Raw genomic sequence first — 24,249 nt, 5'->3', positions numbered from 1 at the left:
CCACAACCAGCGTGCCTTTGGCCGCTAGCGGCAGGATGTCATGGTTCAGGTCCTCGATGAAGGCGCAATCGCCGTCCGAGCGCTGACCGCATGAGCCAATGTGCAGGAAGTTACCTCCCATTTGTATCCAGGAAACGACCTGAGGAGGGGTCAGCAGTGAAAGCGGGTCAACGCCGAATCCGACCAGGGTCAGGTTGTCTCCGAGAGCATCGTCGCTCAGGTGGACCTGCTGTTGAGTGCTGCGAACCCAGGCCTGGGGAAACAGTCCACCGCGAACCAGTTTGTCGCCGCGGCGATGCTTCACGAACAGACCGTGTTTGAAGATGTTCTTCGGCTTGATGTCCAGTTCCTCGAAGTACTTTCGGGTAGCCGGCGTCAATGCAAGCGTGCGCATCAGACCATGGGTGAAGAAGGCCGCCAGCTTGTTCCTGGGCATCACCAGTCGCCCCATGAGCTTGGCCAGGTCGATCATTGCCTTTGCGTGCGGTCGGCGCTCCTGATCATAGGAATCCAGCAGCGAAGCTGAGGCTTTGCCGCGCAGGACCCATGTGAGTTTCCATGCAAGGTTGGCGACATCGCGAAGCCCTGCGACGAGACCTTGTCCGACGAAGGGCGGCGTGATGTGAGCAGCATCCCCTACAAGGAAAACGCGTCCCTTGCTGAAGCTATTGCAGCATCGCGCGTGGAACCGATACACCGCCTTGCGTTCGATTTGCAGCTCTTGCGGGTCGATCCAAGGTGCGATCAGTCTGGCGATGCTCTCCGGGCTTTCCATCGCTTCCCGTGTCTCGCCCGGATGCAGCATGAACTCCCAGCGCTCCCTGCCACCTGGTGCGGGCATGTGCGGCGTGGGGCGCCGCGGATCGCAGTGGAACTCGACGTGATCGATCGCTGACTGGTGTCGATTGCTGGCATCTACGATCAGCCAGTCCTCGGCATAGGTCTGTCCTTCGAAGTCCTGGCCGATCAGGGTTCTGACCCTGGAGCTGGCGCCATCCGCGCCCACCAGGTATTTGGCGCGAACGAAGTGCAGATGACCCTTCTGATCCCGTACGGAGGCGACTATGCAATCCGACTCTTCGGCCAGGGTCTCGAGTTCGAAGCCGCCCAGGCTTGTTACCGACTCGAACCGGGAGGCCTGGTCCCGCATCGCGTGCTCAAGGTCGGGTTGATAGAAGGTCACCAGCTTGGGATGGCCGTCAATACACCCTGCGGTATTGGCCCGTGCGAACTGCCCGAGCACCGGGGAGCGCATCCGCACTTCGGGAATCACGATCTTCTCGAAAGCGTCTTCCGCCAATCCAGCTAGTTGCAGGATACGAAGCGCCTCGTTGTCCAGGGCAATGGCCCGGGGCATCAGTACGACCTCATGGATCTTGTCCAGAACCAGTGTCTTTACGCCATAGCGGCCCAGCAGTGCGGCGAGCGTCGCTCCTGCAGGACCGTAGCCAACTACCAGTACATCGACTGTTTCTGGAGGCAGTTCGGAGCATTTCTTGTTGTTCATGTTGAGCCCTTGTTGTGGTTGGGGTCGAGAGACGCCGGGTCTCATCGTCAGGCAGGGTGAAGTTATATAAAAATGATTAAATTTTCAATATTGATGATTTAGTCATTATTATTTGAGATCATTCCCATGGCATGACGAGGTCACGTGGGCTGTGTCGGGGGTGTCAAGGGGCGAGTCGAGTCCGGAACGAAGAGACGAATCTCTGCTGCCTGAGAAGTGCAGTCGCGCTTGGTTCTTCCCGTTCCGTCTAGCAGGTTGCCACCTGCCTCCCAGAGGTGGTGGTCTCCGCCGGTTTCCGACCGGTGAGGCTTGGCTTCGGCGCCGATCAGCGCTGTCATCGGAGCAACGGGCCACGATCCAGGCCCCTCGGCGCACAACTGTGTTTTTGTTTTAGTCTTCAGGAATCAAGCATGGCGCGTCCGCAGGCCCATCCGAACCCAGCCCAGATCCGCTTCGTCGACTTCGAGCTCGACGAAGCCAATGCCTGCTTGCTGCGCCACGGAGAAGCCGTGGCGCTGGCGCCTACACCCTTCACGCTGCTATGTGTACTCGCACGCCAGCCAGGAACGCTGCTGACCAAGGATGCCTTGCTTGACGCAGTGTGGGGCCACCGCTTCGTCAGCGATTCGGTGCTGAAGACCGCCATAAGCGATCTCCGCACAGCACTGGGTGACGACGCCAAGCGGCCCCGCTTCATCGAGACTGTGTCGCGGCGTGGCTATCGCTTCATTGCCGCGTCGTCCTCTGCGCCTTCGACACCGCTCGCCCCCGCGATGTTGCTGGCGGCTGGTGCGCGACCGTCGCCGCCGTTCATCGGCCGCGCCGACGCTCTCTCACGGATGCGGCGGGCGTGGGAGCGTGCGAACGTCGGCCAGCGTGCGCTGGTCTGGCTCGCCGGCGAGCCAGGGATCGGCAAGACCTCGCTGATCGAGCATTTCGTCGCCAGCCTTGGCGGCATCGCCTGCGCACGCGGTCATTGTGTGGAGCACTATGGCGCCGGCGAGCCTTACCTGCCGGTGCTGGAGGCGTTGGCCGATCTGTGCCGCAGCGACCCCGCGTTGCCGGCGCTGCTGCGTGTCGTGGCGCCGACCTGGCTGCTGCAACTGCCGTGGCTAAGCAGCGCAGAGGAGCGCGACGCGTTGCGGCGCGAGCTCGCCGGCGTCGGTCCGGACCGCATGCTGCGGGAAATGGGCGAACTGCTGGACCGCTACACGGAGAAGCAGCCGCTGCTTCTGGTGACCGAAGACCTGCACTGGAGCGATCGGGCGACTGTTCAGCTCATCGACTATGTGGCCCGGCGACGTGGCCGCACGCGACTGATGTGGCTGGCGAGCTTCCGCGTCGCCGAGGTGGTGGCGCTCGATCACCCGCTCAGCTCATTGCGCCACGAACTGCGCCTGCACCGGCTGTGCGAGGAAGTGGTGCTCGATCCGTTCTCGGAAACCGAGGTCGCCGACTATGTCGCGCTGCGTTCGGCCTCGCTGGCGCGCGATGAAGCCTTCGTGCGTGCCCTGCACGAGCGCACCGACGGCGTGCCGCTGTTCGTCTCGTCGCTCATCGGCGAAGTGATGGACCGAGCGGGCGACGACGCCGCTATCGAGGCCCGGCTGGCGGATGTGGCGGTTCCCGAGAACCTGGCGGCCATCATCGATCACCACATCGCCAAGCTCGGGCAGGAGCAGCGTGCCCTGCTCTCAGCGGCGGCGGTGTGCGGGGGCGAATTCCGGGTGGAGACGGTTGCGCTGACCCTCGAGCGCGACCTCGCCTCGGTGGCCCTCGCCTGCGAGGAGCTGGTGCGCGAACAGGTTTGGCTCACGCCGTCGCGAGCCGCCGAGGGTGAGGAGGCGGCGGAGCTACCCTACTCGTTCCGGCATGCGCTCTTCCGTCAGGTGCTGTACGACCGCACGCCGCGCTCATTGCGCACCCACCTCCATCGCCAGGTTGGCGCTGCCCTCGAACGCGAGCGCGCGGCAGGCTTGCCGGTCGCGGCAGCTGAGCTGGCGATGCACTTCGAGCGGGGCCGGCAGCCGATGACCGCGCTGCACTACTGCGCCGAGGCGGCGGAAGCCGCGCTGCTGCACTTTAGTCCGGCCTCGTGCTTCGGTCTCGCCGAGCGCGCGTTGGCCCTGTTGCAGCAGGCGCCGGAAGGGCCGGAGCGAGATGCGCTGGAGATTACCTTGGCCACGCTGCAGGGCGTGTCGGCCTTCCACACGCTTGGCGTTGGCAGCGAAGCCAGTAGCGCGTTCGAGCGCGCGTACACGCGGCTGGCGGATGTACCCGGGCATCCGATGCGTGGGCGCCTGCTGCACGGATACGGCTACCTGCTGAGCCTGTGCGGCGACTATGCACAGGCGCTGGCGGTGGCGGACCGCGCCGAAGCCCTCTCGTCCGAGTCGAACGACCCAGCGCTCATGCTGGCGGCGTGCATCGTGCGGGGCGAGGTGCGTCATCTTCAGGGGCGCACGCAGGCGGCCCGCAGTTGGCTAGAGCGCGCCCTCGCGATCGCCGAGCCGCTCGACATCGGGACGAACGAGATCTTTGCGGCCGATCCTCAGGTCATGCTGCACGGCATGCTGGCCATTGAGCTGATGCGTTCCGGCCTGGTTGAGCAGGGCCGAGCCCACCTGCAGCGCGCACAGGCCCGCGCGCAGGCGCTGCGTCAGCCAATGACCAGTCTGGTCGCCGCCTGGCAGGAGGTGCTGGTCGAGGTGCGGATGGGCAACCCCGCCCGTGTGGCCGCGCTGGCAGACGACATGCAGGCGCTGGTCGATGAGTACTCGCTCGCGCTGGGTCGCACGGCCTGCCGCTGGTGGCGTGGCTGGGCCGACGCGCGCAACGGCGCGCCGCTCGACGGCTACCGACGCATTCGCGAGGCCTACGAAGAACACACCAGGCTCGGTATGCGCTCCGGCGCCAGCGAGGTGCTCGGTTACGCGGCCGAGGCGCTGCTACTGGCGGAGGATTACGACGCCGCGCAAGCCGAACTGCAGGAGGCGCATCGGCTGGCGGACGAACTGGGTGAGCGGGTGTACCTGCCGCAGCTGTTGTTGCTGGAGGCGGCGGTCGCGCGGGGGCAGGGGCGGGTCGAAGCCGGCAGCGCCGCAGTGCGGCGTGCGGTGCTGGAAGCGCGCGCTCAGGAAGCGCCCTGGCTGGAGCTGCTCGCGCTCCTGCAGTTGTGCGAGCAGCACGACGCCACGGTCGAGGAACACCAGGCCCTGGCGGCACTGATCGACCAGTTGCCCGAAACCGAGGGCACCGAGCCGGTCAGGCGCGCGCGCGCGTTGTTGCAGGCCGCGAAGCCGGCTTAACCTGGTGCCGCACTTTCCTTGACTGCCGCCAGCCCCGGCGCGTCGAGGTCGCGCCGGCGGACAGCCAGCTGTCCAGGCGAGCAGGGCGGTGGCGAGTCCCTGCTGGGGCCCGAATAGTCATGTGCCAGGGACGCTCGGCCGCAGTTGCCGACGCCAGGTCGCGATCCCTGCGGGCGCCTGGGTTGGCGCCGTTCCGACCGAAGTCTGACCTTTCCCTTACGACTCGAGCCGGGGCTCGCCCTAGGCTGTCGTCGAACTTTCCTTATCTGGTTGTCCGCGATGATCCTGAACTCTGAATCCAAGTACCCAAGTCGCCGCTCGTATGTGGTGAAACTGCGTAGCGACGCCACTGCGGGGGTCCTTGTGGGCCGCCTGGAGAACCTGGTCACCGGACGTCAGCGCGAGTTTTCGTCCGCCGAAGAGCTGCTGGTAGCGATTACCGCCGACCTGGTGTCGGCGGCCCGCGAACCGGTGGCGGACGCTGCCGGCGAGTGACGCCCCTACCTGAACGAGCGCTCGACATGGCGACCGAACCGCGACGCTTCGCTGACGACTTGGCGCGCACCGGGCCCTACGCTGGCGCCACCTCGAATCCACACGAGTCCAATCCGATGCCGCGACTTCCAACCCCCCATCCGTTGACCCGCCACGCCGGGCAGACGACCCTGCAATATGCCGAACGCCTGGTCGGCGTCGTCGTTGGTGCGGCGCTCGCCGCGTCTATCGCCCTGGTCTTGACCGGTTGTTCCACGGAGGTCGCCAAGCCGACGGTGGACCTGCCGGCCGAGTTCGCCGCAAGCACGGCCTCCGAGATGGAGCCCGAAGCTGCATGGTGGGAGGCTTTCAACGACCCGGTGTTGACGGATCTGGTGCGCCGCGCGATGCGCGAGAACCGTGACGTCAAGATCGCCGCCGAGCGCCTGCGCGCCGCACGCGCCGGCGAGACGATCAGTCGCTCCTGGCTATTCCCGAGTGTCGGAGTGTCCGCCTTCGGCGCCGATCGCAGCACCGGTTATGACACTGCCAAGAAACCGGGCGCCCCGGACATCAACACTGCCGGCGCGGGCCTGGACGTCTCATGGGAGCTTGACCTGAGCGGTCGCCTGCGCGCCGGCGCGGCTGCGGCCGAGGCCGAGGCGCTGGCCGCGGAGCACGGTGTGCGCGGCGTGCGCCTGCTGGTGATGAGCGACGTCGCCAGCAACTACTTCACGCTGGTCGGCGCGCAGCGCCAGGTCGAGACGCTGCGCGCGATCTCGGCGGCGCAGGACGAGACGCTGCGCCTGGTTACCGCGCGCCACCGTGTAGGGCTGGCAACCGCCTTCGACGTCGAGCGCGCACAGACCGATGCCGCATCGGCACGCGCGCAGATCCCCCCGCTGGAGACGCTGGCTGCTGTGGCGCGGCACCGCATCGCGGTGCTGATCGGCGACCAGGCCTTCAATGCCGTGAGCATCCAGCCCTCGCGCGGCGACGTGGTGGTGCCCGAGGCCCGGCAGGGCCAGCCCGCCGAGCTGCTGCAGCGCCGGCCTGATGTATTGGCGCTGATGGCGCAGCTCGATGCGGCCAATGCGCGCCGCCAGCAGGCCGCGGCCGAGTGGTTCCCGCGGCTGTTCCTCGGTGCATCCTACGGGCGCCAGGGGCTGGAGCTGAACGGTCTGGACCTCGGCGCCGCTCGCTTCACCAACGTGGCGGCTCTGCTCACGATGCCGATCTTCAACGCCGGGCGCACGCGCGCGATCAACGAGGTTGCCGAGAGCGGCCAGCGTGAGGCGCTGTTGCGCGCCGAGGACGGCATCGTGCGCGCGCTCGAGGACGTGGAGAACGCCCTCGTCACGCTGGCGCAAGAGCGCCACCGCGCCGAGTCGTTGCAGTCGGCCACCGAGTCCGCGGAGGCCGCGCTGAGCCATGCGCAGTCGCTCTACGATCGGGGGCAGATCGACCTGCTGCCGCTGCTGGACGCGCAACGGGCGCGCCTGGTGGTACGCCTGAGCGCCAACGACAGCAACACCCGGCTGCTGCTCGACAGCGTGCAGCTCTACAAGGCGCTGGGCGGAGGCTGGCAGGTGTTCGAACAACCCGCCAACCCCACCGCAGCCACCGGTGCCAACCGTCCGCCACTTTCCTAAGAATCCGTCGTCTTCAAAGAGGAACCGCCTTGAAGAACTCCCTTACTGCGGCCGGCGCCTTGGCCGTAGCCGTCATGCTTTCCGCTTGCAGCCCGGACCAGCCGACCGTGCAGGCACCACGACCGGTACGCACCGTTGAAATTAGCTACGACAATGCCCGCGAAATCAATCGCTATGTGGGCACCGTGCAGTCGCGGCATGAGGTCGACCAGGCCTTCCGCGTGGGCGGCAAGGTCGCCCAGCGCAAGGTCGATGTCGGCCAGTTCGTGCGCGAAGGCGACATGCTGGCTGTGCTGGATGACAGCGACTACCGCCTCGCCGAGGAAGCGTCGCGGCAGCAATGGGCGGCTGCCGTCGAGCAGGCACGCCAGGCCGAGTCGGACCGCCAGCGCCTGACCGCGCTGAAGGCCGACGGCTCGGTCAGTGCGGCCGACGACGAGCGCGCGCACACAACTGCTCAGACCGCGCATGCGACCGCCGAGGCCGAGGCGCGAAAGCTCGAGCTCGCGCGCAACCGGCTCAAGTACACCGTGCTGCGCGCCTCGCGCAGCGGAGTGGTCACGTCTGTGCGCTTCGAGGTTGGGCAGGTCGTGGCGGAGGGCCAACCGGTTGTCTCGATCGCGAATCCGGGCGAGCCCGAGCTCGTCGTCGATGTGCCCGAGGATCACCTGTCCGCCTTCAAGGAGGCGCGTTTCAAGGCCTCGCTGGCCAGCACGCCGAACGAGACCTTCGATGTCGCGCTGCGCGAGCTGTCGCCGCAGGCCGCGGCGCAAACGCGCACCTACCGCGCACGGCTGAAACCGGTGAGCGCGCGGTCGCTGCCGCTAGGCGCTACTGCCACGTTGGTGGCCGAGCGCGTGATGACGGGTGCCTCGGTGGCAGCGGTGCCGGCCACGGCGCTGACGCAAAGCAGCGGGCAGCCGGCGTTGTGGATTGTCACGCCTGCAGGCGCTGAGGCTGCGGGCAGCGTCGAGTTGGTGCAGGTCGCTGTGCTGGGCTACCGCAACGACGAGGTGCTCGTCTCCGGACCGCAGGCCGGCGCACTGGTCGTCACTGCCGGGGTGCAGAAGATGGCGCCCGGCATGCAGGTCGCCCTGCCAGGCGCGGCGATCACTGAAGCGAACATCACGCAGCAGGCCGCCCGATGAACAACTTCAACCTCACCGATTGGGCGCTGCGCCACCGCGCCGTCGTCCTGTTCATGCTTATCCTCATCGCAGTGGCCGGCGCCTTCAGCTTCACCAAGCTCGGTCAGCTTGAGGATCCGAGTTTCTCCGTGCCCTCGATGACCGCCATGGTCATCTGGCCGGGCGCCACAGCCCAGCAGTTGCAGGACCAGGTCCTCAACCGCATGGAGAAGAAGTTCGAGCAGATCGACCACTTCGAGAAGGTGGTCACCTACGCGCGGCAAGGCTACGCGGGCATGACCCTCACCGTGCGCGGCGGCACCTCCAAGGCCGACCAGCGCGAGGCCTGGTACCAGGCGCGCAAGAAGCTGGGCGACCTGAGCCTCGAGCTGCCCGACGGCGTGATCGGCCCGATCGTCAACGACGAATACGGCGACGTGTACGGCCTGATGTACGCCATCAAGGGCGACGGCATCGGCCACGCCGACCTGTCCGACGCGGCCGAGGACATCAAGCGGCGCATGCTGAAGGTGCCGATGGTCAAGAAGATCGATGTCATCGGCAAGCAGGCCAAGCGCGTGTATGTCGAGTTCTCCCATGAGCGCCTGGCCGCGCTGGGTATCACCCCGCTGACCATCGCCGACAGCCTCAAGAGCCAGAACACCTTGCTGCCTGCGGGCCAGATCGACACCCGCGGCGACCGCGTCATGGTGCGCGTGAGCGGCCAGTTCGCCAGCGAAGACGCCATCCGCAACGTGCCCATCTCTGCAGGCGGCCGGCTGATCAAGCTCGGCGATATCGCGACCGTCACCCGCGGCTTCGAGGATCCGCCCGCCTACACGGTGCGCCACAACGGCCAGCCGGTGCTGATGCTCGGCATCACCATGACCAACGACGGCAACATCGTCGACCTTGGCCAGGCGATGGAGACGGCAGTCGCCAAGATCCAGTCGGAACTGCCATACGGCGTGGAGCTGGAGCTGGTGGCTGACCAGCCCACCACGGTGAAGGACGCGATCCTGGACTTCGGGCGTGCGCTGGCCGAGGCGCTGATCATCGTGATCGCGGTGAGCCTGGCCAGCCTGGGCTGGCGCGCCGGCCTGGTGGTCGCGACCACGGTGCCGCTGGTGCTGGGCGGCGTGGCGCTGGTGATGCTGGCGATGGGCTGGAACCTCGAGCGCATCTCGCTCGGCTCGCTGATTATCGCGTTGGGACTGCTGGTGGATGACGCCATCATCGCCATCGAGATGATGGTGGCGAAGATGGAAACCGGCTGGGACCGCGAGAGGGCGGCGGCCTTTTCCTACTCGGCCACCGCCATGCCGCGCCTGACCGGCGCGCTGATCACCGTCGTGGGCTTCCTGCCAATCGGTCTGTCGAAGTCCACCACCGGCGAGTACGCGGGCGGCATCTTCTGGATCGTCGGCGCCGCGGTGCTGTTCTCGTGGATCTGCTCCGGCATCTTCACGCCGTACCTCGCGGTCAAGATGCTGCCCAACGACTTGGGCAAGCACCAGCATGGCGGGGATCCGTACGACACCAGGTTCTACCGCAGCCTACGCCACCTGATCGACGCCGCGATTGAGCGCCGCTGGGTGGTCATCGGCGCGACCTTTGGTGCGCTGGCGCTGGCTCTGGCCGGCATAAAGCTGGTGCCGCAGCAGTTCTTCCCCAACAGTTCGCGTCCTGAGCTGGTCGTCGATCTGCGCGTCAAGGAAGGCGCCTCATTCTCCGCGACGAGCGAGCAGGTTAAGCGCATGGAGGAGATCCTGGCGAAGGATGAGGACGTGCGTTTCTTCACCGCCTACACCGGCGCCGGTGCACCGCGCTTCTATCTCTCGCTCAACCCCGAGCTGCCGAATCCGGGCTACGCCCAGTTCGTGGTGATGACCAAGGACCTGGAGGCACGCGAGCGGGTACGTGAGCGGCTGATGACCGCGGCCGACCAGCAGTTCCCGCAGGCCTGGTTGCGCGTGACCCGGCTGGAGCTGGGGCCGCCCGTCGGCTACCCGGTGCAGTTCCGTGTCGTCGGCCCTGACACCCAGGTGGTGCGCCAGATCGCCCGCGAGGTAGAGCAGGTGGTCGCGTCCAACCCGAAGGTGCGCGACGTCCAGCTCGACTGGAATGACCCGGTGCGCACGCTGAAGGTGGAGCTGGAGCAGGACAAGGCGAGCGCGCTGGGCCTCACGTCGGCCGACGTGTCGCTGGTGACCCAGACCGTGATGAACGGCGCGACCCTGTCGCAGCTGCGCGAGCACGAGGACCTGATCGACATCGTGGCGCGTGCCGTGCCCGAGGAGCGCCTGAGCCTCGACACACTGAAGGACATCAACCTCTACACGCGCCAGGGCACCGTGGTGCCGCTGTCGCAGGTGGCACAAGTGAGCAACGAGCTGGAAGAGCCGGTGCTGTGGCGGCGCAACCGCGACATGGCGATCACCGTGCGCGCCGACGTGAAGGATGGCGAGCAGGGTGTGTCGGTGACGCAGGAGATCCGGCCGTTGCTCAAGGATATCGAGGCGAAGCTGCCCTCGGGCTACCGCATCGACGTGGGCGGCGCGGTGGAGGAAAGCGACAAGGCCAACCAGGCGCTGCTGGCGGTGGCCCCGCTGATGCTGGTCACCATCCTGCTGCTGTTGATGCTGCAACTGCAGAACTTCTCGCGCATGTGGATGGTGGTGCTGACCGCGCCGCTGGGCCTGATCGGCGTTGTGCCGGCGCTGCTGGTGTTCCAATCGCCGCTCGGCTTCGTCGCGATCCTGGGCATCATCGCGCTTGGTGGCATGATCATGCGCAACTCGGTGATCCTGATCGACCAGGTGCAAACCGAGATCGCCGAAGGGCGCGACCCGTGGAATGCGGTGCTGGATGCCGCCATTCACCGGGCCCGCCCGGTGATGCTCACTGCGCTGGCCACCGTGCTCGCGATGATCCCGCTGACACGCAGCGTGTTCTGGGGGCCGATGGCAATCGCGATCATGGGTGGTCTCACCGTGGCGACGCTGCTGACGATCTTCTTCGTCCCGGCGCTGTACGCTGCCTGGTTCAAGGTCTGTCGCCAACCGGCTGCCGACTCGCAGCCTGCGGTTACGAACGCGGAGCTCGCCTCTTGAGGGGCGCGGGGGCGTGACGCGACGATGCCAAAGCTGGCTCATGTGGCCCGGTCCGCCTCCCCGTTGAGCTGATCTGAGTCATGGGGTGAGGATCTCACCTTCCAGGTTGGCAGGTTCTGGCCCTGCTGCTTCAGCAGGGCCAGCGCCAAGTGGGGAGTTAGGCACCGCAGCACGGAACTTGGTTGCACCATCCCAATAGCCAACAGTGCGCCTAGCCCAGGCTGTTCTGGAGCGTTCTTTTATTTAGACGCGTTTAACCATCGGTCGCTTCTCGCCGGAAGCAGACATGGGGTGTCGAGTTTGCGCCAGAAATTCATGGTCGCGTTTAGCTCCGCAGTGACTCCAGCTGAAAGGTGGCTTGGTAACCACTCGTTGGGTTGCAAGCTGCTCCAATAGCTCCTTCAGTTCGGCCATTTCCTGCTCGCACACTTTAGCGACCGCCATGCGTCATGAGAGCAAATACCCCATAGGCGACATGCCAACCTAGTTTGGATCTTGGTGGAAAAGAAAAACCCCTTGAGGCGGCATTCCTCAAGGGGTTTTATGTCCGTCTGGATCCGCGAGGATCCATGTTTCGATTAGACGTTAAAGCGGAAGTGCATGACGTCGCCGTCTTTGACGATGTATTCCTTGCCTTCCAAACGCCACTTACCGGCTTCTTTCGTCCCGGCCTCACCCTTGAACTGGATGAAGTCGTCGTAGGCGATCACTTCCGCGCGGATAAAGCCCTTCTCGAAGTCGGTGTGGATCACGGCGGCGGCTTGCGGTGCCGTGGCGCCGATGCGCACGGTCCAGGCGCGAACTTCCTTCACCCCGGCGGTGAAGTAGGTCTGCAGGTTGAGCAGCTGGTAACCGGCGCGAATCACGCGGTTCAGGCCTGGCTCTTCCATGCCGAGGTCGGCGAGAAACTCGGCTTTCTCTTCCTCTTCCAGTTCGCCGATCTCGGCTTCCAGCTTGTTGCAGATCGGGACCACGATCGCGCCTTCGGCGGCGGCGATGGCTTCGACCACATCGAGCAACGGGTTGTTCTCGAAGCCGTCTTCGGCAACGTTGGCGATGTACATCACCGGCTTGACGGTCAGCAGGTGCAGGGACTTGATGCGCTGCTTCTCGTCGTCGCTGAGGTCTTTCAGCAGGGTGCGGGCTGGCTTGCCATCGGTGAAATGGTTTTGCAGCTTTTCCAGCAGGTCTTTCAGGGCGACGGCTTCTTTGTCGCCGCTTTTGGCGTTGCGCTGAGCCTTCTGGATCTGCTTTTCGACGCTATCGAGGTCGGCGAAGATCAGTTCGAGATCGATGATCTCGATGTCGCGCTTGGGGTCGACGCTGTTCGACACGTGGATCACGTTCTCGTCTTCGAAGCAGCGCACCACGTGGGCAATGGCGTCGGTTTCGCGGATGTTGGCGAGGAACTTGTTGCCCAGGCCTTCGCCTTTCGATGCGCCTTCCACCAGGCCGGCGATGTCGACGAACTCCATGGTCGTCGGCAGGACGCGCTCGGGTTTGACGATGGCTGCCAGGGCGTCGAGGCGCAGGTCAGGCATCGGCACGATGCCGCTGTTCGGCTCGATGGTGCAGAAGGGGAAGTTCTCCGCGCTGATGCCGGCCTTGGTCAGGGCATTGAACAGGGTGGACTTGCCGACGTTGGGCAGGCCGACGATGCCGCAGTTGAATCCCATGGTGTATCCCTCGCGGAGATGAATCGCTTAAAAGAGTATTCAGGCCTTCTGGCTGTGCAGGAGTTTCATCGCGCGGTTCCAATGCCCGGCGTAAACCTCCGGCAGCACGCCGAGGGCAAAGTCGATGCTGGCATCCAGCTTTTCCTGTTCGGCGCGTGGTGCGCGGCCGAGGACGAAGCCAGTTACCTTGTTGCTGTCGCCCGGGTGGCCGATGCCAAGCCGCAGGCGGTGAAAGGTATTCTGGTTGCCGAGTTGGGCGATGATGTCGCGCAAGCCGTTGTGCCCGCCGTGGCCGCCGCCTTGTTTGAATCTGGCGACACCGGGCGGCAAATCGAGTTCGTCGTGCGCTACCAGGATGGCCTCTGCCGGAATCCGGTAGAAGCTCGCCAGCGCCGCTACGGCTTGGCCGCTGCGGTTCATGAAGGTAGTCGGGATAAGCAGGCGAATGTCGTGGCCTTGATGGCTGAACCGCGCCGTCAGGCCGAAAAACTTGCGCTCTACGGCGAGGCTGACCCGTTGGGCCGTTGCCAGGCGCTCAACAAAAAGGGCCCCTGCGTTATGCCGGGTCTGTTCGTATTCGGTGCCTGGATTACCCAGGCCGACGATCAGTTGCACGGCAGTCACGACAGGAGCCCTTCCTCAGACGAAGCGAGTGATTACTCGGCTGCGCCTTCTTCTTTAGCTACGCGGGAAGCGTGGACGTTGGCAACAGCCAGGTCGTTACCGTGAGCCAGTGCAACGAACTCAACGCCTTTCGGAGCTTTGAGGTCGGACAGGTGAACGATCTGACCGATTTCAACTTTAGCCATGTCGACTTCGATGAATTCCGGCAGGTCTTTCGGCAGGCAGGAAACTTCGACTTCAGCAACGGTGTGGGAAACTTCGGCGCCTTGTTGCTTAACGGCAACGCTGGTTTCCTGGTTGATGAAGTGCAGCGGTACGTGAGCGGTCAGCTTCTGGCCGGCGACAACGCGCAGGAAGTCGGCGTGCAGCACGTGGCCTTTGGCTGGGTGGCGTTGCAGGGCCTTGATCAGAACGCTTTCGGCTTTGCCGTCAACGGTCAGGCTGATCACGTGGCTGAAAGCCGCTTCGTTTTCCAGCAGTTTGGCCACTTCTTTGGCCAGCAGGCTGATGGATTGCGGAGCTTGCTCGCCGCCGTAGATTACGGCAGGAACTTGGCTGGCGAGACGACGCAGGCGGCGGCTCGCACCTTTCCCCAGGTCGGAACGCGCTTCGGCATTCAGAGTAAATTCATTCATGGTGTATCTCCAATATAAACGACAACGCCCGTAGCGCTTGCGACCGGCGCTCGGGCGATTCGGCAAAAAGCCCCGCACGAGGCGGGGCGCTTTTCGTTCTGCGCAATCTAGCCAGGGGCTTAGCCCTTAGCGGAACATCGCGCTGATCGATTCTTCGTTGCTGATACGGCGAACCGCTTCGGCGACTACCGGCGCGATATCCAGTTGGCGGATACGTTTGCAGGCTTGTCCAGCTGCAGACAGCGGGATGGTGTTGGTCACCACCAGCTCGTCGAGCATGGAGTTTTCAATGTTTTCGATGGCGCGACCCGAGAGAACGGGGTGGGTGCAGTAGGCAAATACCTTGGCTGCGCCGCGTTCTTTCAAGGCTTTGGCCGCGTGGCAGAGTGTGCCAGCGGTGTCGACCATGTCATCGACCAGGATGCAGGTACGGCCTTCGACATCGCCGATGATGTGCATCACTTCCGATTGGTTGGCTTTCTCACGACGCTTGTCGATGATCGCCAGATCAACCCCCAGGGATTTCGCGACGGCACGCGCACGCACCACGCCGCCAATATCCGGGGAGACGATCATCAGGTTTTCAAAGCGCTGATCTTCGATGTCATCCACCAGAACCGGGGAGCCGTAGATGTTATCCACGGGAATATCGAAGAAGCCTTGAATCTGATCGGCGTGCAAGTCGACGGTGAGAACCCGGTCGATGCCGACGACGGTCAGCATGTCAGCCACCACTTTGGCGCTGATGGCTACACGGGCAGAACGCGGACGGCGATCCTGGCGTGCATAACCGAAGTAGGGGATTACCGCTGTGATTCGAGAAGCCGAGGAGCGGCGGAAGGCATCGGCCATCACCACCAGTTCCATCAGGTTATCGTTGGTTGGCGCGCATGTCGGCTGGATCAGGAAGACGTCTTTACCGCGGACGTTTTCGTTGATCTCAGTGCTGATTTCGCCGTCGGAAAACTTTCCAACAGAGGCATCGCCGAGGGGGATATGCAGCTGACGTACGATACGTCGCGCCAGATCGGGGTTAGCATTCCCCGTAAAGACCATCATCTTGGACACGCGCAGTACCTGCCGGCTGAGGGTATACCTGGATGAGTATAGAAAATGGCAGGGGCGGCTGGATTCGAACCAACGCATGGCAGGATCAAAACCTGCTGCCTTACCGCTTGGCGACGCCCCTGTAATAGTGCAACTGGATGCCGAGCATCCGTTTCTCAGGACAGGCTTTGTAGCTTGCGGTGCAACATCGAAACGTTGCTGCCTTTTGCGACAAACCCTGGCAGGGAGACTGGAAGTTGGGCCGCGACTTTATCAGCTTCGGCTTTGTTAGGGAAGCTCCCAAAAACACAACAACCAGTGCCGGTTAATCTAACTGAAACAAATTTGTTTAGCAAGATCAAAGCGTTACGAATATCTGGGTAACGCTTCTCGACCACCGACTGACAGTCATTTCGACCGCCCCGCTCGAGAACGGCCGACAATGTAATCGCCGGAGTATCGCGTGTCAACTCCGGGTCGGAGAAAATTTCTGCTGTGCTGACAGCTACTTGCGGTATGGCCACGAGAAACCAGGGTTCGGCCAGCTCAACCGGGGTCAGGCGCTCACCGATGCCCTCGGCGAAGGCGGCGTGACCATGGATGAATACCGGCACATCGGCGCCCAGGCCCAGGCCCAATGCGGCCATGCGGTTTACATCCCAGCCCAGTTGCCACAGGTGGTTGAGGCCTAGCAGGGTGGTCGCCGCATCGGAACTGCCGCCACCGATACCGCCGCCCATGGGCAGGCGTTTGTTCAGCCAGATATCGGCGCCGAGCCGGCAGCCGCTGTGCTGTTGCAGTTGGCACGCGGCTCGGACGATCAGGTTGCTGTCGTGGGGGACGCCGGCGATTTCGCTGTGTAGGCGGATCTCGCCGTCTTCGCGCAGGGCGAAGCTGAGTTCGTCGCCGTAGTCGAGGAACTGAAACAGCGTCTGCAACTGGTGATAGCCGTCGGCGCGGCGGCCGAGGATATGCAACATCAGGTTGAGTTTTGCCGGTGCCGGCAGGGTTAGGCGTGCCGCGGGCATGTCACTGACCGAGCTGGCGCGGTTGCCAGTCCTTGACCACCAGGGTGACGTCGAGGTCACGGCCGTGCAGCTTGAGGCGATCCGGCAGCCAGTAGCCGTTCTGCTCGGCGTAGCTGAGGTATTCGACCTGCCAGCCGTCCTGCTCCATGCGGGCGAGGTGGCTGGTGCTGTCCAGTGTCAGGATGCTCTTGCTGTCCGGTGCCGGTAAGCCACGCACCCACCAGATCAGGTGGGATATTGGCAGCTTCCAGCCCAACTGTTCATCCAGCAGTGCTTCGGGTGAGTCGGCCTGATAGCGGCCCTGGTTGGCCACTTCGAGTGTCACCTTGCCAGGGCGACCGGTCAGGCGCGCGGCGCCACGGCCAAGCGGGCCGGACAGGCGGATGTCGTAGTAGCCCTGGCGTTGCAGCCAGAACAAGGTGGCGCTCCCGCTTTCTGTTTTACCGGCGCCACGCGGGGCGCGGATTCCGACCTTGCCGCTGATCTGCCACGCATCCAGGGTGCTGATCCGCTGTTTGTGGGCTTGCCAGTGGGCGGGATCACCCTGGCCTTGCAGCGCTTCATAGGAGGTGAGGCCGGCGCAGCCGCTGAGTAGGGTGAGCAGGCCGATAACGATGAGGTGGCGCAAACGCATGGATTAAAGCTTCTCGGAACCAGTCAGGCGCAGCAGGGTGCCGCGCAGGATGCTGTTGTCGGGTTGTTCTTTCAGGGCGCTAGCCCAGACTTGCCGGGCCTCGCGCTGTTTGCCGTTGGCCCACAGCACTTCGCCCAGGTGGGCGGCGACTTCTGCGTCGGGGTAGCGCTCCAGGGCTTGTCGCAGCAAACGTTCAGCTTCATCGAGATTGCCTAGGCGGAAGTTCGCCCAGCCGAGGCTGTCGAGAATCGCCGGATCGTCCGGGCTCAGTTGATGTGCTTGTTCGATCAAGGCTTTGCCTTCGGCATAGCGCGTGGTGCGATCGGCCAGGGTATAGCCGAGGGCGTTGAGGGCCATGGCGTTGTCCGGCTCGCGCGCCAGGATAAAGCGCAGATCCTTCTCCAGTTGGCCTAGATCATTGCGCTTTTCCGCCAGCATGGAGCGGGTGTAGAGCAGGTTGAGGTCGTCAGGGAACTGTTCCAGCGCCTGCTGGATGACGCGCCAGGCTGCATCGTATTGCTCACGTTTGGACAGCGCCTCGGTTTCGATCAGATAGAGTTGGATGGCGTAGTCGGGCTGGCTGTCGCGGGCCGTGGCTAAATGCTTGGAGGCTTCTGCGCCGCGGCCACTGTCGAACAGAATCTCGCTCTGGCGTAGTTGTGCCGGTAGGTAGTCGTTGCCGGGGCCGACCAGACCGTATTCGATCAGGGCGCTGTCTTTGTTACCCAGTTCCTCGTAGGCACGACCGAGATTGAAGTGGGCGGCGTCGACATGGCTGTTGCGCTCCACCAAGTCTTCCAGGTAGGCGATGGCTTCCTGCCAGGCTTCGGCCTCCAGGCAGACCAGGGCCAAGGAGAAACGCAGGTCGTCATCATCCGGGAACTGCTGCACCAGGGTCGCGAACTCGCTCTTGGCGTCGTCCAGGCGCTCCTGCTCGACCAGTAGGCGGGCGTAGGCCAGGCGCAGGCGCTTGTCGTCCGGGTGCTGTTTGATGCCTTTTTCCAGCAGCGGCACGGCCTCATCGCCGCGTTTCAGACCTTGCAGCAGGCGCGCGCGGAGCAGCAGCGGGGCGACGTCATGGGTGCCGGCCGGCTGATCTTCCAGCAGTTTGAGTGCGGTATCCGGATGGCCGTCCTGTTGCAGCAGCAGGGCTTTGCCAAACAGCAACTGGCCGTTATCCGGGTATTTCAGCAGCAGGCGGTCGAAGCTCTGTAGCAGGCCGGCGCGGGTATCGGGATCGGTCTCGGCGGCGGAGAGGGCGAGGAAGTCGAAGTGCGTATCGCCTTGGCCCTGCAGGACCGCCTCCATGTAGGTCATGGACTCGTCGTAGCGCCCCGCGCGGGCCAGCTGTATCGCGGCGGCGCGTTGTGCATCGAGGCTGCTTGGGGCGTTTTTCGCCCAGATCAGCGCGGTATCCAGCGCGGCCTGGTCGGCGCCGAGGTATTCGGCGATGCGAAAGCCACGCTCGGCGACACCGGCATCCTGAGTCGCGTTGGCCTGCTGCACATAGTTGCCGAGGGCGATATCGAAGCGATTACGTTGCCCGGCCAGCTCGGCGCTGAGCAGGGCGAACAGCGTTTCCTGGCTGAACGAGCCATAGACTTGCGGCTTGGCTGGAGCCGGCGCTGGCGTGACGTCCTCCACCGGTGGGGTGCCGTCCGGTGCGGAAGGGCTCAGTGTTTGACAACCGCCTAAGAACAAGAGGGCGGCGAGCAACGGGAACGATCTATTCATAGAGGAAAGGGCGACTTACCTGCGGTCGGATCATCATGACACAAGCCGTTGGGCAAACCCATGGGGCTATATAGGGTTTGACGCGAGTACCGGCTATTAGGGCAATGGCGAGCGGTGGTTGTTCTCAATCTGGTGAAGTAGGACAATTGCCGGCTTCCCGTACCCGTCAGCGAACCTGCATGGCCTTTCTTGCCCTCGGTATCAATCACAAAACCGCCTCGGTGGATGTCCGCGAACGCGTGGCTTTCACCCCTGAGCAGTTGGTTGAGGCCTTGCAGCAGCTTTGCCTGCGCACCGAAAGCCGTGAGGCGGCGATCCTCTCGACCTGCAACCGCAGTGAGCTGTATCTCGAACAGGACAGCCTGACCGCCGATGCGGTGCTGGCTTGGCTGGCCGATTACCACCAGCTCAGTCTGGAGGAGCTGCGCGCTTGCGCCTACGTGCACGAAGACGATTCGGCGGTACGGCACATGATGCGCGTGGCCTCGGGCCTCGATTCCATGGTGCTCGGCGAGCCGCAGATTCTCGGGCAGATGAAGTCCGCTTACGCTGTGGCGCGTGAGGCTGGCACCGTTGGCCCATTGCTGGGGCGGCTATTCCAGGCGACCTTCAGCACCGCCAAGCTGGTGCGGACCGATACCGCGATTGGCGAGAACCCGGTGTCGGTGGCTTTCGCCGCGGTCAGCCTGGCCAAGCAGATCTTCAGTGATCTGCATCGCAGCCAGGCGCTGCTGATCGGTGCCGGCGAGACCATCACCCTGGTCGCGCGGCACCTGCATGAGCAGGGCGTAAAGCGGATTGTCGTGGCCAACCGTACCCTGGAGCGTGCCAGTCAGTTGGCGCAACAGTTCGGCGCCCATGCGGTGCTGCTCGCGGAAATCCCCCACGAACTGGTCAACAGCGATATCGTCATCAGCTCCACCGCCAGCCAGCTGCCGATTCTCGGCAAGGGCGCGGTCGAGAGCGCGCTGAAGCTGCGCAAGCACAAGCCGATCTTTATGGTCGACATCGCCGTGCCACGCGATATCGAGCCGGAAGTCGGCGAGTTGGATGACGTCTATCTGTACAGTGTCGATGATCTGCACGAAGTCATCGCGGAAAACCTCAAGAGTCGCCAGGGTGCCGCCCAGGCTGCGGAAGAGCTGGTCGCCGCCGGGGCCGACGACTTTATGCTGCGCCTGCGCGAGCTGGCCGCGGTCGATGTGCTCAAGGCCTATCGGCAGCAGGCCGAGCGCCTGCGCGACGAGGAATTGGCCAAGGCGCAGCGCCTGCTGGCCAACGGCAACTCGGCCGACGAGGTGTTGGCGCTGCTGGCGCGCGGCCTGACCAATAAACTGCTGCATGCCCCCAGCGTGCAGCTGAAAAAACTCTCCGCCGACGGCCGCATCGACGCGCTGGCCGTGGCCCAGGAACTCTTTGCCCTCGACGAGGGTACGACGGATAAACCCCCGCAATGAAAGCTTCACTGCTGAACAAACTGGACATTCTCCACGACCGTTTCGAGGAACTCACGGCGCTGCTCGGGGATGCCGAGGTGATCGGCGACCAAAACAAGTTTCGCGCGTATTCCAAGGAGTACGCCGAAGTTGAACCGGTGGTTCGTGCCTTTCAAGAGTTCCGCAAGGTGCAGGCTGACATGGACGGCGCCCAGGCGCTGCTCAAAGACAGCGACCCCGACCTGCGCGAGATGGCCGAGGAGGAGGTTGCCCAGGGCAAGGAACAACTGCTCGAACTGGAGGCTCGTCTGCAGCGCATGCTGTTGCCGAAGGACCCGAATGACGGGCGTAACGTCTTCCTCGAAGTGCGCGCCGGCACCGGTGGCGACGAGGCGGCGATCTTCTCCGGCGACCTGTTCCGCATGTATTCGCGCTATGCCGAGCGGCGTGGCTGGCGGGTCGAGATACTGTCGGAGAATCTTGGCGAGCACGGCGGCTATAAAGAGGTCATCGCCCGTGTCGAAGGCGATAACGTCTATGCCAAGCTGAAGTTCGAGTCCGGCGCCCACCGCGTGCAGCGCGTGCCGGAAACCGAATCCCAGGGCCGCATCCACACCTCGGCCTGCACCGTTGCGGTGTTGCCCGAGCCGGATGAGCAGCAGGCGATCGAGATCAATCCCGCCGATCTGCGCGTGGACACCTACCGCTCCTCGGGGGCGGGTGGTCAGCACGTGAACAAGACCGACTCGGCCATCCGCATTACCCACATTCCCTCCGGCATAGTCGTCGAATGCCAGGAAGAGCGCTCGCAGCACAAGAACCGCGCCAAGGCCATGGCCTGGCTGTCGGCCAAGCTGAACGACCGGCAAGAGGCCGCGGCGCACAAGGAAATTTCCGATACGCGCAAACTGCTGGTCGGCTCCGGCGATCGCTCCGAGCGCATCCGTACCTACAACTTCCCGCAAGGACGGGTCACCGATCACCGCATCAACCTGACCCTCTATTGCCTGGACGAGGTGCTGGCCGGTGGCGTCGACGCGGTGATCGAGCCACTGCTCAGCGAATACCAGGCCGACCAGTTGGCCGCCCTCGGAGACTGAGATGGCCACCATCGGCATGCTGCTGTCTGACGCCGAGCTGCCTGACTCGCCGAGCGCGCGGCTGGATGCCGAGTTGCTGCTCGCCGCGGTACTCGGCAAGTCGCGCAGCTACCTGCATACCTGGCCGGACCGCGAAGTCCCGCGTGAGCTGGCCGAGCGTTTTGGCGCCGATCTGCAGCGCCGCCGCAGCGGCGAGCCGGTGGCCTATATCCTCGGCCAACAGGGCTTCTGGAGTCTGAATCTGGAAGTCGCTGCGCACACCTTGATTCCCCGCCCGGATACCGAATTGCTGGTGGAGACTGCACTGGCGTTGTTGCCGCAGACGCCGGTTCGCGTCTTGGATTTGGGTACCGGCACCGGGGCCATCGCGTTGGCATTGGCCCACGAGCGGCCGGGCTGGAGTGTCACCGGGGTCGATCGGGTGCCCGAGGCGGTCAACCTGGCCGAACGCAATCGCACACGGCTGCAGCTGCGCAACGCGCTGTTCCGCGAAAGTCACTGGTTTAGCGCCCTGGCCGGTCAGCGTTATCAACTGATCGTCAGCAACCCACCGTATATTGCCGCGGGTGACCAGCACCTGGCCGCCGGCGATGTGCGTTTCGAGCCGGCCAGCGCGCTGGTGGCCGGCGTCGACGGGCTGGACGATATTCGCCTGATCATTCGGCAGGCGCCCGACTATCTCGAAGTGGGCGGCTGGTTGCTGCTGGAGCACGGTTTCGAGCAGGCGGCCGCAGTTCGCGCGCTGCTGACGGCGCAAGGTTTCAGCGCAGTAGAGAGCCGCCGCGATCTCGGCGGCCACGAACGGATCAGCCTGGGGCGTTATGGCAATGAATGATGAAACCCTGCTCAGCGACCAGGAACTGCTGCGCTACAGCCGGCAGATACTGCTGGCGCAAATCGATATCGACGGTCAGCTGCGGCTGAAACAGAGCCGGGTCTTGATCGTCGGTCTGGGCGGCCTTGGTTCGCCCGTCGCGCTGTATCTGGCGGCGGCGGGTATCGGAGAGCTGCACCTGGCAGACTTCGACAGGGTCGACCTGACCAACCTGCAGCGGCAAATTGCCCATGACACCGCGAGTATCGGCCAGAGCAAGGTCGACTCGATGATCAGCCGGCTGGCGGCGCTCAATCCTGAAGTCCAGTTACGTGCCCATCGCGTCGCGCTGGACCAGGACTCCCTGGCCGCGGCCGTGGCGGCGGTGGATCTGGTGCTGGATTGCTCGGACAACTTCGGCACCCGCGAGGCGGTCAATGCCAGCTGCGTCGCGGCGAAAAAACCACTGGTCAGCGGTGCGGCGATCCGCCTGGAAGGCCAGCTTTCGGTGTTCGATCCGCGGCGCGCCGATAGCCCCTGTTACCACTGTTTGTATGGCCACGGCAGCGAAGCCGAGTTGACCTGCAGCGAGGCCGGTGTAGCCGGGCCGTTGGTGGGCCTGGTCGGTTCGTTGCAGGCGCTGGAGGCGCTGAAATTGCTCGCCGGTTTTGGTGAGCCGCTGATTGGCCGCCTGCTGCTGGTCGACGCCTTGGGCACGCGTTTTCGCGAATTGCGGGTCAAACGCGACCCAGCCTGCGCGGTGTGTGGCGCTGCGCATGCTTAAGTCCGCGCCGATTGGCGTCTTCGATTCCGGGGTCGGCGGGCTTTCCGTGCTGCGCGAGATTCGCGCGCGCCTGCCCGAGGAATCCTTGCTGTATGTCGCCGACAGCGGTCACGTGCCCTACGGCGAGAAGAGCCCGGAGTTTATCCGCGAACGCAGTGGGGTCATCGCCGAATTCCTCCTGGCGCAGGGTGCCAAGGCCTTGGTCTTGGCCTGCAATACCGCGACCGCGGCGGGCATCGCCGAATTGCGTGCGCGTTACCCGCAATTGCCGATCATCGGCATGGAGCCTGCGGTCAAGCCGGCCGCCGCTGCGACCCAGAGCGGCGTGGTCGGAGTGCTGGCGACCACCGGGACCTTGCAGAGTGCCAAGTTCGCCGCTTTGCTCGATCGCTTCGCCAGCGATGTGCGGGTGATCACCCAACCCTGTCCGGGTCTGGTCGAGCGCATCGAAGCCGGCGAGCTGGACGGCTGGGCAACCCGCGAATTGCTCCAAGGCTTGGTCGAGCCGTTGTTGGACGAGGGCTGCGACACGCTGATTCTCGGCTGCACCCACTACCCCTTTATCAAGCCGCTGTTGCGCCAATTGGTGCCGGAATCGGTCAGCCTGATCGACACCGGTGCAGCGGTGGCGCGACATTTGCGACGCCTGCTCGCTGAGCGTGAGTTGCTGGCGCAGGGCCCGGCGCAGGCCGGACGCTTCTGGTCGAGCGGTGAGCCGACGCAACTGTTGCGGGTATTGCCGGTCTTGTGGGGCGAGCCGGCGCCGGTAGAAGCGTTATTGCGCTAAGCAATGCTTGACGCGTTCATGCGTTAGCCGGCTTTCCTTTAGAGCAAAGATTTCTATACTCGGCTTTAGAACGCAGATTCTTCTTTGCCAGCCATATAAAAGGAAGTTGCCATGAAGTTGTTTTCTTTGGTTGCGGTTGCAGCCCTTTCCTTGGGGTGCGCTATGTCGACGCAGGCGGCTGATGTCAGCGTGGCTATCGGTCAGACGGGCGAGTCGACCATGGTCTATCGCCTGGGTACGCAATTCGATTTCTCCAACAGCTGGTTCCAGAGCGATGTGGGCCGCCTGACGGGTTACTGGGATGGCGCTTACACCTATTGGGATGGCGATGAGACCGCGAGTAACCACAGCCTGTCGTTTGCTCCGGTATTCGTCTACGAGTTCGTGGGCGAAAGCGTGCAGCCCTATGTCGAGGCCGGCATCGGCGTGGCCTTGTTCGCCGATACCGAGGTGGAAGACAAGCAGCTGGGCTCCGCCTTCCAGTTCGAGGATCGGCTTGGCGCCGGCCTGCGCTTCGCCGGCCAGGAAGTGGGAATTCGGGCCATGCACTACTCCAACGCCGGCTTGCAGAGCCCGAACGATGGGGTAGAGACCTATACCCTGCATTACCGCCTCTCGTTTTAAGGCGCGCAGGGACATAAAAAAACCGGGCCAAGGCCTAATGCCAGTCAGTTAAGCCCTTTCGCTTGACCTTGGGCCGCAAGAAATCAAAATCCGATGCCTGAATTGGCATCGGATTTTTTATGCGTCTCGCTCGGGCACTGCAACT

The 24,249-nt window shown here is 64.1% G+C and carries 19 protein-coding genes and 1 tRNA gene; 11 read left to right on the top strand and 9 right to left on the bottom strand.

The window, feature by feature from the left end; genetic code table 11:
* The coding region (locus FFS13_RS19200; RefSeq protein ID WP_137820658.1) for a bifunctional 3-(3-hydroxy-phenyl)propionate/3-hydroxycinnamic acid hydroxylase at nucleotides 1-1,507 on the bottom strand (1,507 nt) is incomplete at its 3' end.
* Nucleotides 1,508-1,917: 410 nt separating this feature from the next.
* Here FFS13_RS19200 and FFS13_RS19195 point away from each other — a divergent pair.
* From FFS13_RS19195 to FFS13_RS19175, 5 genes are all read left to right on the top strand, one after another.
* On the top strand, nucleotides 1,918-4,815 hold the full coding sequence (locus FFS13_RS19195; protein ID WP_137820657.1) for an AAA family ATPase: 2,898 nt from the start codon (nucleotides 1,918-1,920) through the stop codon (nucleotides 4,813-4,815).
* Between the two features lie 279 nt (nucleotides 4,816-5,094).
* On the top strand, nucleotides 5,095-5,310 hold the full coding sequence (locus FFS13_RS19190; protein ID WP_137820656.1) for a hypothetical protein: 216 nt from the start codon (nucleotides 5,095-5,097) through the stop codon (nucleotides 5,308-5,310).
* A 116-nt stretch (nucleotides 5,311-5,426) separates the two neighbouring features.
* Complete coding sequence (locus tag FFS13_RS19185; RefSeq protein ID WP_137820660.1) at nucleotides 5,427-6,941, top strand: efflux transporter outer membrane subunit; 1,515 nt, start codon at nucleotides 5,427-5,429, stop codon at nucleotides 6,939-6,941.
* Between the two features lie 29 nt (nucleotides 6,942-6,970).
* On the top strand, nucleotides 6,971-8,089 hold the full coding sequence (locus FFS13_RS19180) for an efflux RND transporter periplasmic adaptor subunit (protein WP_137820655.1): 1,119 nt from the start codon (nucleotides 6,971-6,973) through the stop codon (nucleotides 8,087-8,089).
* Nucleotides 8,086-11,181: an efflux RND transporter permease subunit gene (locus FFS13_RS19175; protein ID WP_137820654.1), complete on the top strand. Its 3,096-nt coding sequence runs from the start codon at nucleotides 8,086-8,088 to the stop codon at nucleotides 11,179-11,181. The genes FFS13_RS19180 and FFS13_RS19175 overlap by 4 nt, the downstream gene beginning before the upstream one ends.
* A gap of 578 nt (nucleotides 11,182-11,759) precedes the next feature.
* On the opposite strand, the gene ychF is transcribed toward FFS13_RS19175, so the two are convergent.
* From ychF to FFS13_RS19135, 8 genes are all read right to left on the bottom strand, one after another.
* Nucleotides 11,760-12,857 carry a redox-regulated ATPase YchF gene (gene ychF, locus FFS13_RS19170; RefSeq protein ID WP_137820653.1) on the bottom strand — a complete coding sequence of 366 codons (1,098 nt, stop codon included), beginning with the start codon at nucleotides 12,855-12,857 and terminating at the stop codon, nucleotides 11,760-11,762.
* A gap of 39 nt (nucleotides 12,858-12,896) precedes the next feature.
* Nucleotides 12,897-13,481 carry an aminoacyl-tRNA hydrolase gene (gene pth, locus FFS13_RS19165; RefSeq protein WP_137820652.1) on the bottom strand — a complete coding sequence of 195 codons (585 nt, stop codon included), beginning with the start codon at nucleotides 13,479-13,481 and terminating at the stop codon, nucleotides 12,897-12,899.
* A gap of 32 nt (nucleotides 13,482-13,513) precedes the next feature.
* On the bottom strand, nucleotides 13,514-14,116 hold the full coding sequence (locus FFS13_RS19160; RefSeq protein ID WP_137820651.1) for a 50S ribosomal protein L25/general stress protein Ctc: 603 nt from the start codon (nucleotides 14,114-14,116) through the stop codon (nucleotides 13,514-13,516).
* Between the two features lie 126 nt (nucleotides 14,117-14,242).
* Nucleotides 14,243-15,184 carry a ribose-phosphate pyrophosphokinase gene (locus tag FFS13_RS19155; protein WP_137820650.1) on the bottom strand — a complete coding sequence of 314 codons (942 nt, stop codon included), beginning with the start codon at nucleotides 15,182-15,184 and terminating at the stop codon, nucleotides 14,243-14,245.
* A 46-nt stretch (nucleotides 15,185-15,230) separates the two neighbouring features.
* Nucleotides 15,231-15,305: transfer RNA gene (locus FFS13_RS19150), tRNA-Gln, on the bottom strand.
* Nucleotides 15,306-15,339: 34 nt separating this feature from the next.
* Nucleotides 15,340-16,191: a 4-(cytidine 5'-diphospho)-2-C-methyl-D-erythritol kinase gene (gene ispE / locus FFS13_RS19145; protein WP_137820649.1), complete on the bottom strand. Its 852-nt coding sequence runs from the start codon at nucleotides 16,189-16,191 to the stop codon at nucleotides 15,340-15,342.
* Between the two features lies 1 nt (nucleotide 16,192).
* Nucleotides 16,193-16,825, bottom strand: coding sequence for a lipoprotein insertase outer membrane protein LolB (gene lolB / locus FFS13_RS19140; RefSeq protein ID WP_137820648.1), 633 nt, complete (start codon nucleotides 16,823-16,825; stop codon nucleotides 16,193-16,195).
* 3 nt (nucleotides 16,826-16,828) lie between these two features.
* Nucleotides 16,829-18,559 carry a tetratricopeptide repeat protein gene (locus tag FFS13_RS19135; protein WP_137820647.1) on the bottom strand — a complete coding sequence of 577 codons (1,731 nt, stop codon included), beginning with the start codon at nucleotides 18,557-18,559 and terminating at the stop codon, nucleotides 16,829-16,831.
* Between the two features lie 179 nt (nucleotides 18,560-18,738).
* Here FFS13_RS19135 and hemA point away from each other — a divergent pair, with 179 nt between their 5' ends.
* The 6 genes from hemA to FFS13_RS19105 all read left to right on the top strand — a co-directional run bounded on the left by hemA (nucleotide 18,739) and on the right by FFS13_RS19105 (nucleotide 24,104).
* Nucleotides 18,739-20,016 carry a glutamyl-tRNA reductase gene (gene hemA, locus FFS13_RS19130; protein WP_137820646.1) on the top strand — a complete coding sequence of 426 codons (1,278 nt, stop codon included), beginning with the start codon at nucleotides 18,739-18,741 and terminating at the stop codon, nucleotides 20,014-20,016.
* Nucleotides 20,013-21,095, top strand: coding sequence for a peptide chain release factor 1 (gene prfA, locus FFS13_RS19125; protein ID WP_137820645.1), 1,083 nt, complete (start codon nucleotides 20,013-20,015; stop codon nucleotides 21,093-21,095). Before hemA ends, prfA begins: the two co-directional genes overlap by 4 nt.
* Nucleotide 21,096: 1 nt before the next feature.
* Complete coding sequence (gene prmC, locus FFS13_RS19120) at nucleotides 21,097-21,930, top strand: peptide chain release factor N(5)-glutamine methyltransferase (protein ID WP_137820644.1); 834 nt, start codon at nucleotides 21,097-21,099, stop codon at nucleotides 21,928-21,930.
* A 7-nt stretch (nucleotides 21,931-21,937) separates the two neighbouring features.
* Nucleotides 21,938-22,693 (top strand): molybdopterin-synthase adenylyltransferase MoeB, encoded by a 756-nt coding sequence (locus tag FFS13_RS19115; protein ID WP_137820659.1) that lies wholly within the window; start codon nucleotides 21,938-21,940, stop codon nucleotides 22,691-22,693.
* Nucleotides 22,686-23,480, top strand: coding sequence for a glutamate racemase (gene murI / locus FFS13_RS19110; protein ID WP_137820643.1), 795 nt, complete (start codon nucleotides 22,686-22,688; stop codon nucleotides 23,478-23,480). Before FFS13_RS19115 ends, murI begins: the two co-directional genes overlap by 8 nt.
* A 111-nt stretch (nucleotides 23,481-23,591) precedes the next feature.
* Complete coding sequence (locus tag FFS13_RS19105) at nucleotides 23,592-24,104, top strand: acyloxyacyl hydrolase (RefSeq protein ID WP_137820642.1); 513 nt, start codon at nucleotides 23,592-23,594, stop codon at nucleotides 24,102-24,104.
* The last annotated feature ends 145 nt before the right edge of the window (nucleotides 24,105-24,249 follow it).

The sequence above is a fragment of the Pseudomonas sp. 2FG genome (genome assembly GCF_005502935.1).
Lineage (GTDB): Bacteria > Pseudomonadota > Gammaproteobacteria > Pseudomonadales > Pseudomonadaceae > Aquipseudomonas.
Note: the sequence above shows the minus strand (reverse complement) of the source record. Positions and strands in the feature narration are given on the sequence as shown.

What these genes read in the sequence shown, in the direction of transcription:
- FFS13_RS19195 (WP_137820657.1), top strand. Translation starts at nt 1,918, where the DNA reads ATGGCGCGTCCGCAGGCCCATCCGAACCCAGCCCAGATCCGCTTCGTC.
- FFS13_RS19190 (WP_137820656.1), top strand. Translation starts at nt 5,095, where the DNA reads ATGATCCTGAACTCTGAATCCAAGTACCCAAGTCGCCGCTCGTATGTG.
- FFS13_RS19185 (WP_137820660.1), top strand. Translation starts at nt 5,427, where the DNA reads ATGCCGCGACTTCCAACCCCCCATCCGTTGACCCGCCACGCCGGGCAG.
- FFS13_RS19175 (WP_137820654.1), top strand. Translation starts at nt 8,086, where the DNA reads ATGAACAACTTCAACCTCACCGATTGGGCGCTGCGCCACCGCGCCGTC.
- ychF (WP_137820653.1), bottom strand. Translation starts at nt 12,857, where the DNA reads ATGGGATTCAACTGCGGCATCGTCGGCCTGCCCAACGTCGGCAAGTCC.
- FFS13_RS19160 (WP_137820651.1), bottom strand. Translation starts at nt 14,116, where the DNA reads ATGAATGAATTTACTCTGAATGCCGAAGCGCGTTCCGACCTGGGGAAA.
- ispE (WP_137820649.1), bottom strand. Translation starts at nt 16,191, where the DNA reads ATGCCCGCGGCACGCCTAACCCTGCCGGCACCGGCAAAACTCAACCTG.
- lolB (WP_137820648.1), bottom strand. Translation starts at nt 16,825, where the DNA reads ATGCGTTTGCGCCACCTCATCGTTATCGGCCTGCTCACCCTACTCAGC.
- FFS13_RS19135 (WP_137820647.1), bottom strand. Translation starts at nt 18,559, where the DNA reads ATGAATAGATCGTTCCCGTTGCTCGCCGCCCTCTTGTTCTTAGGCGGT.
- hemA (WP_137820646.1), top strand. Translation starts at nt 18,739, where the DNA reads ATGGCCTTTCTTGCCCTCGGTATCAATCACAAAACCGCCTCGGTGGAT.
- prfA (WP_137820645.1), top strand. Translation starts at nt 20,013, where the DNA reads ATGAAAGCTTCACTGCTGAACAAACTGGACATTCTCCACGACCGTTTC.
- prmC (WP_137820644.1), top strand. Translation starts at nt 21,097, where the DNA reads ATGGCCACCATCGGCATGCTGCTGTCTGACGCCGAGCTGCCTGACTCG.
- murI (WP_137820643.1), top strand. Translation starts at nt 22,686, where the DNA reads ATGCTTAAGTCCGCGCCGATTGGCGTCTTCGATTCCGGGGTCGGCGGG.
- FFS13_RS19105 (WP_137820642.1), top strand. Translation starts at nt 23,592, where the DNA reads ATGAAGTTGTTTTCTTTGGTTGCGGTTGCAGCCCTTTCCTTGGGGTGC.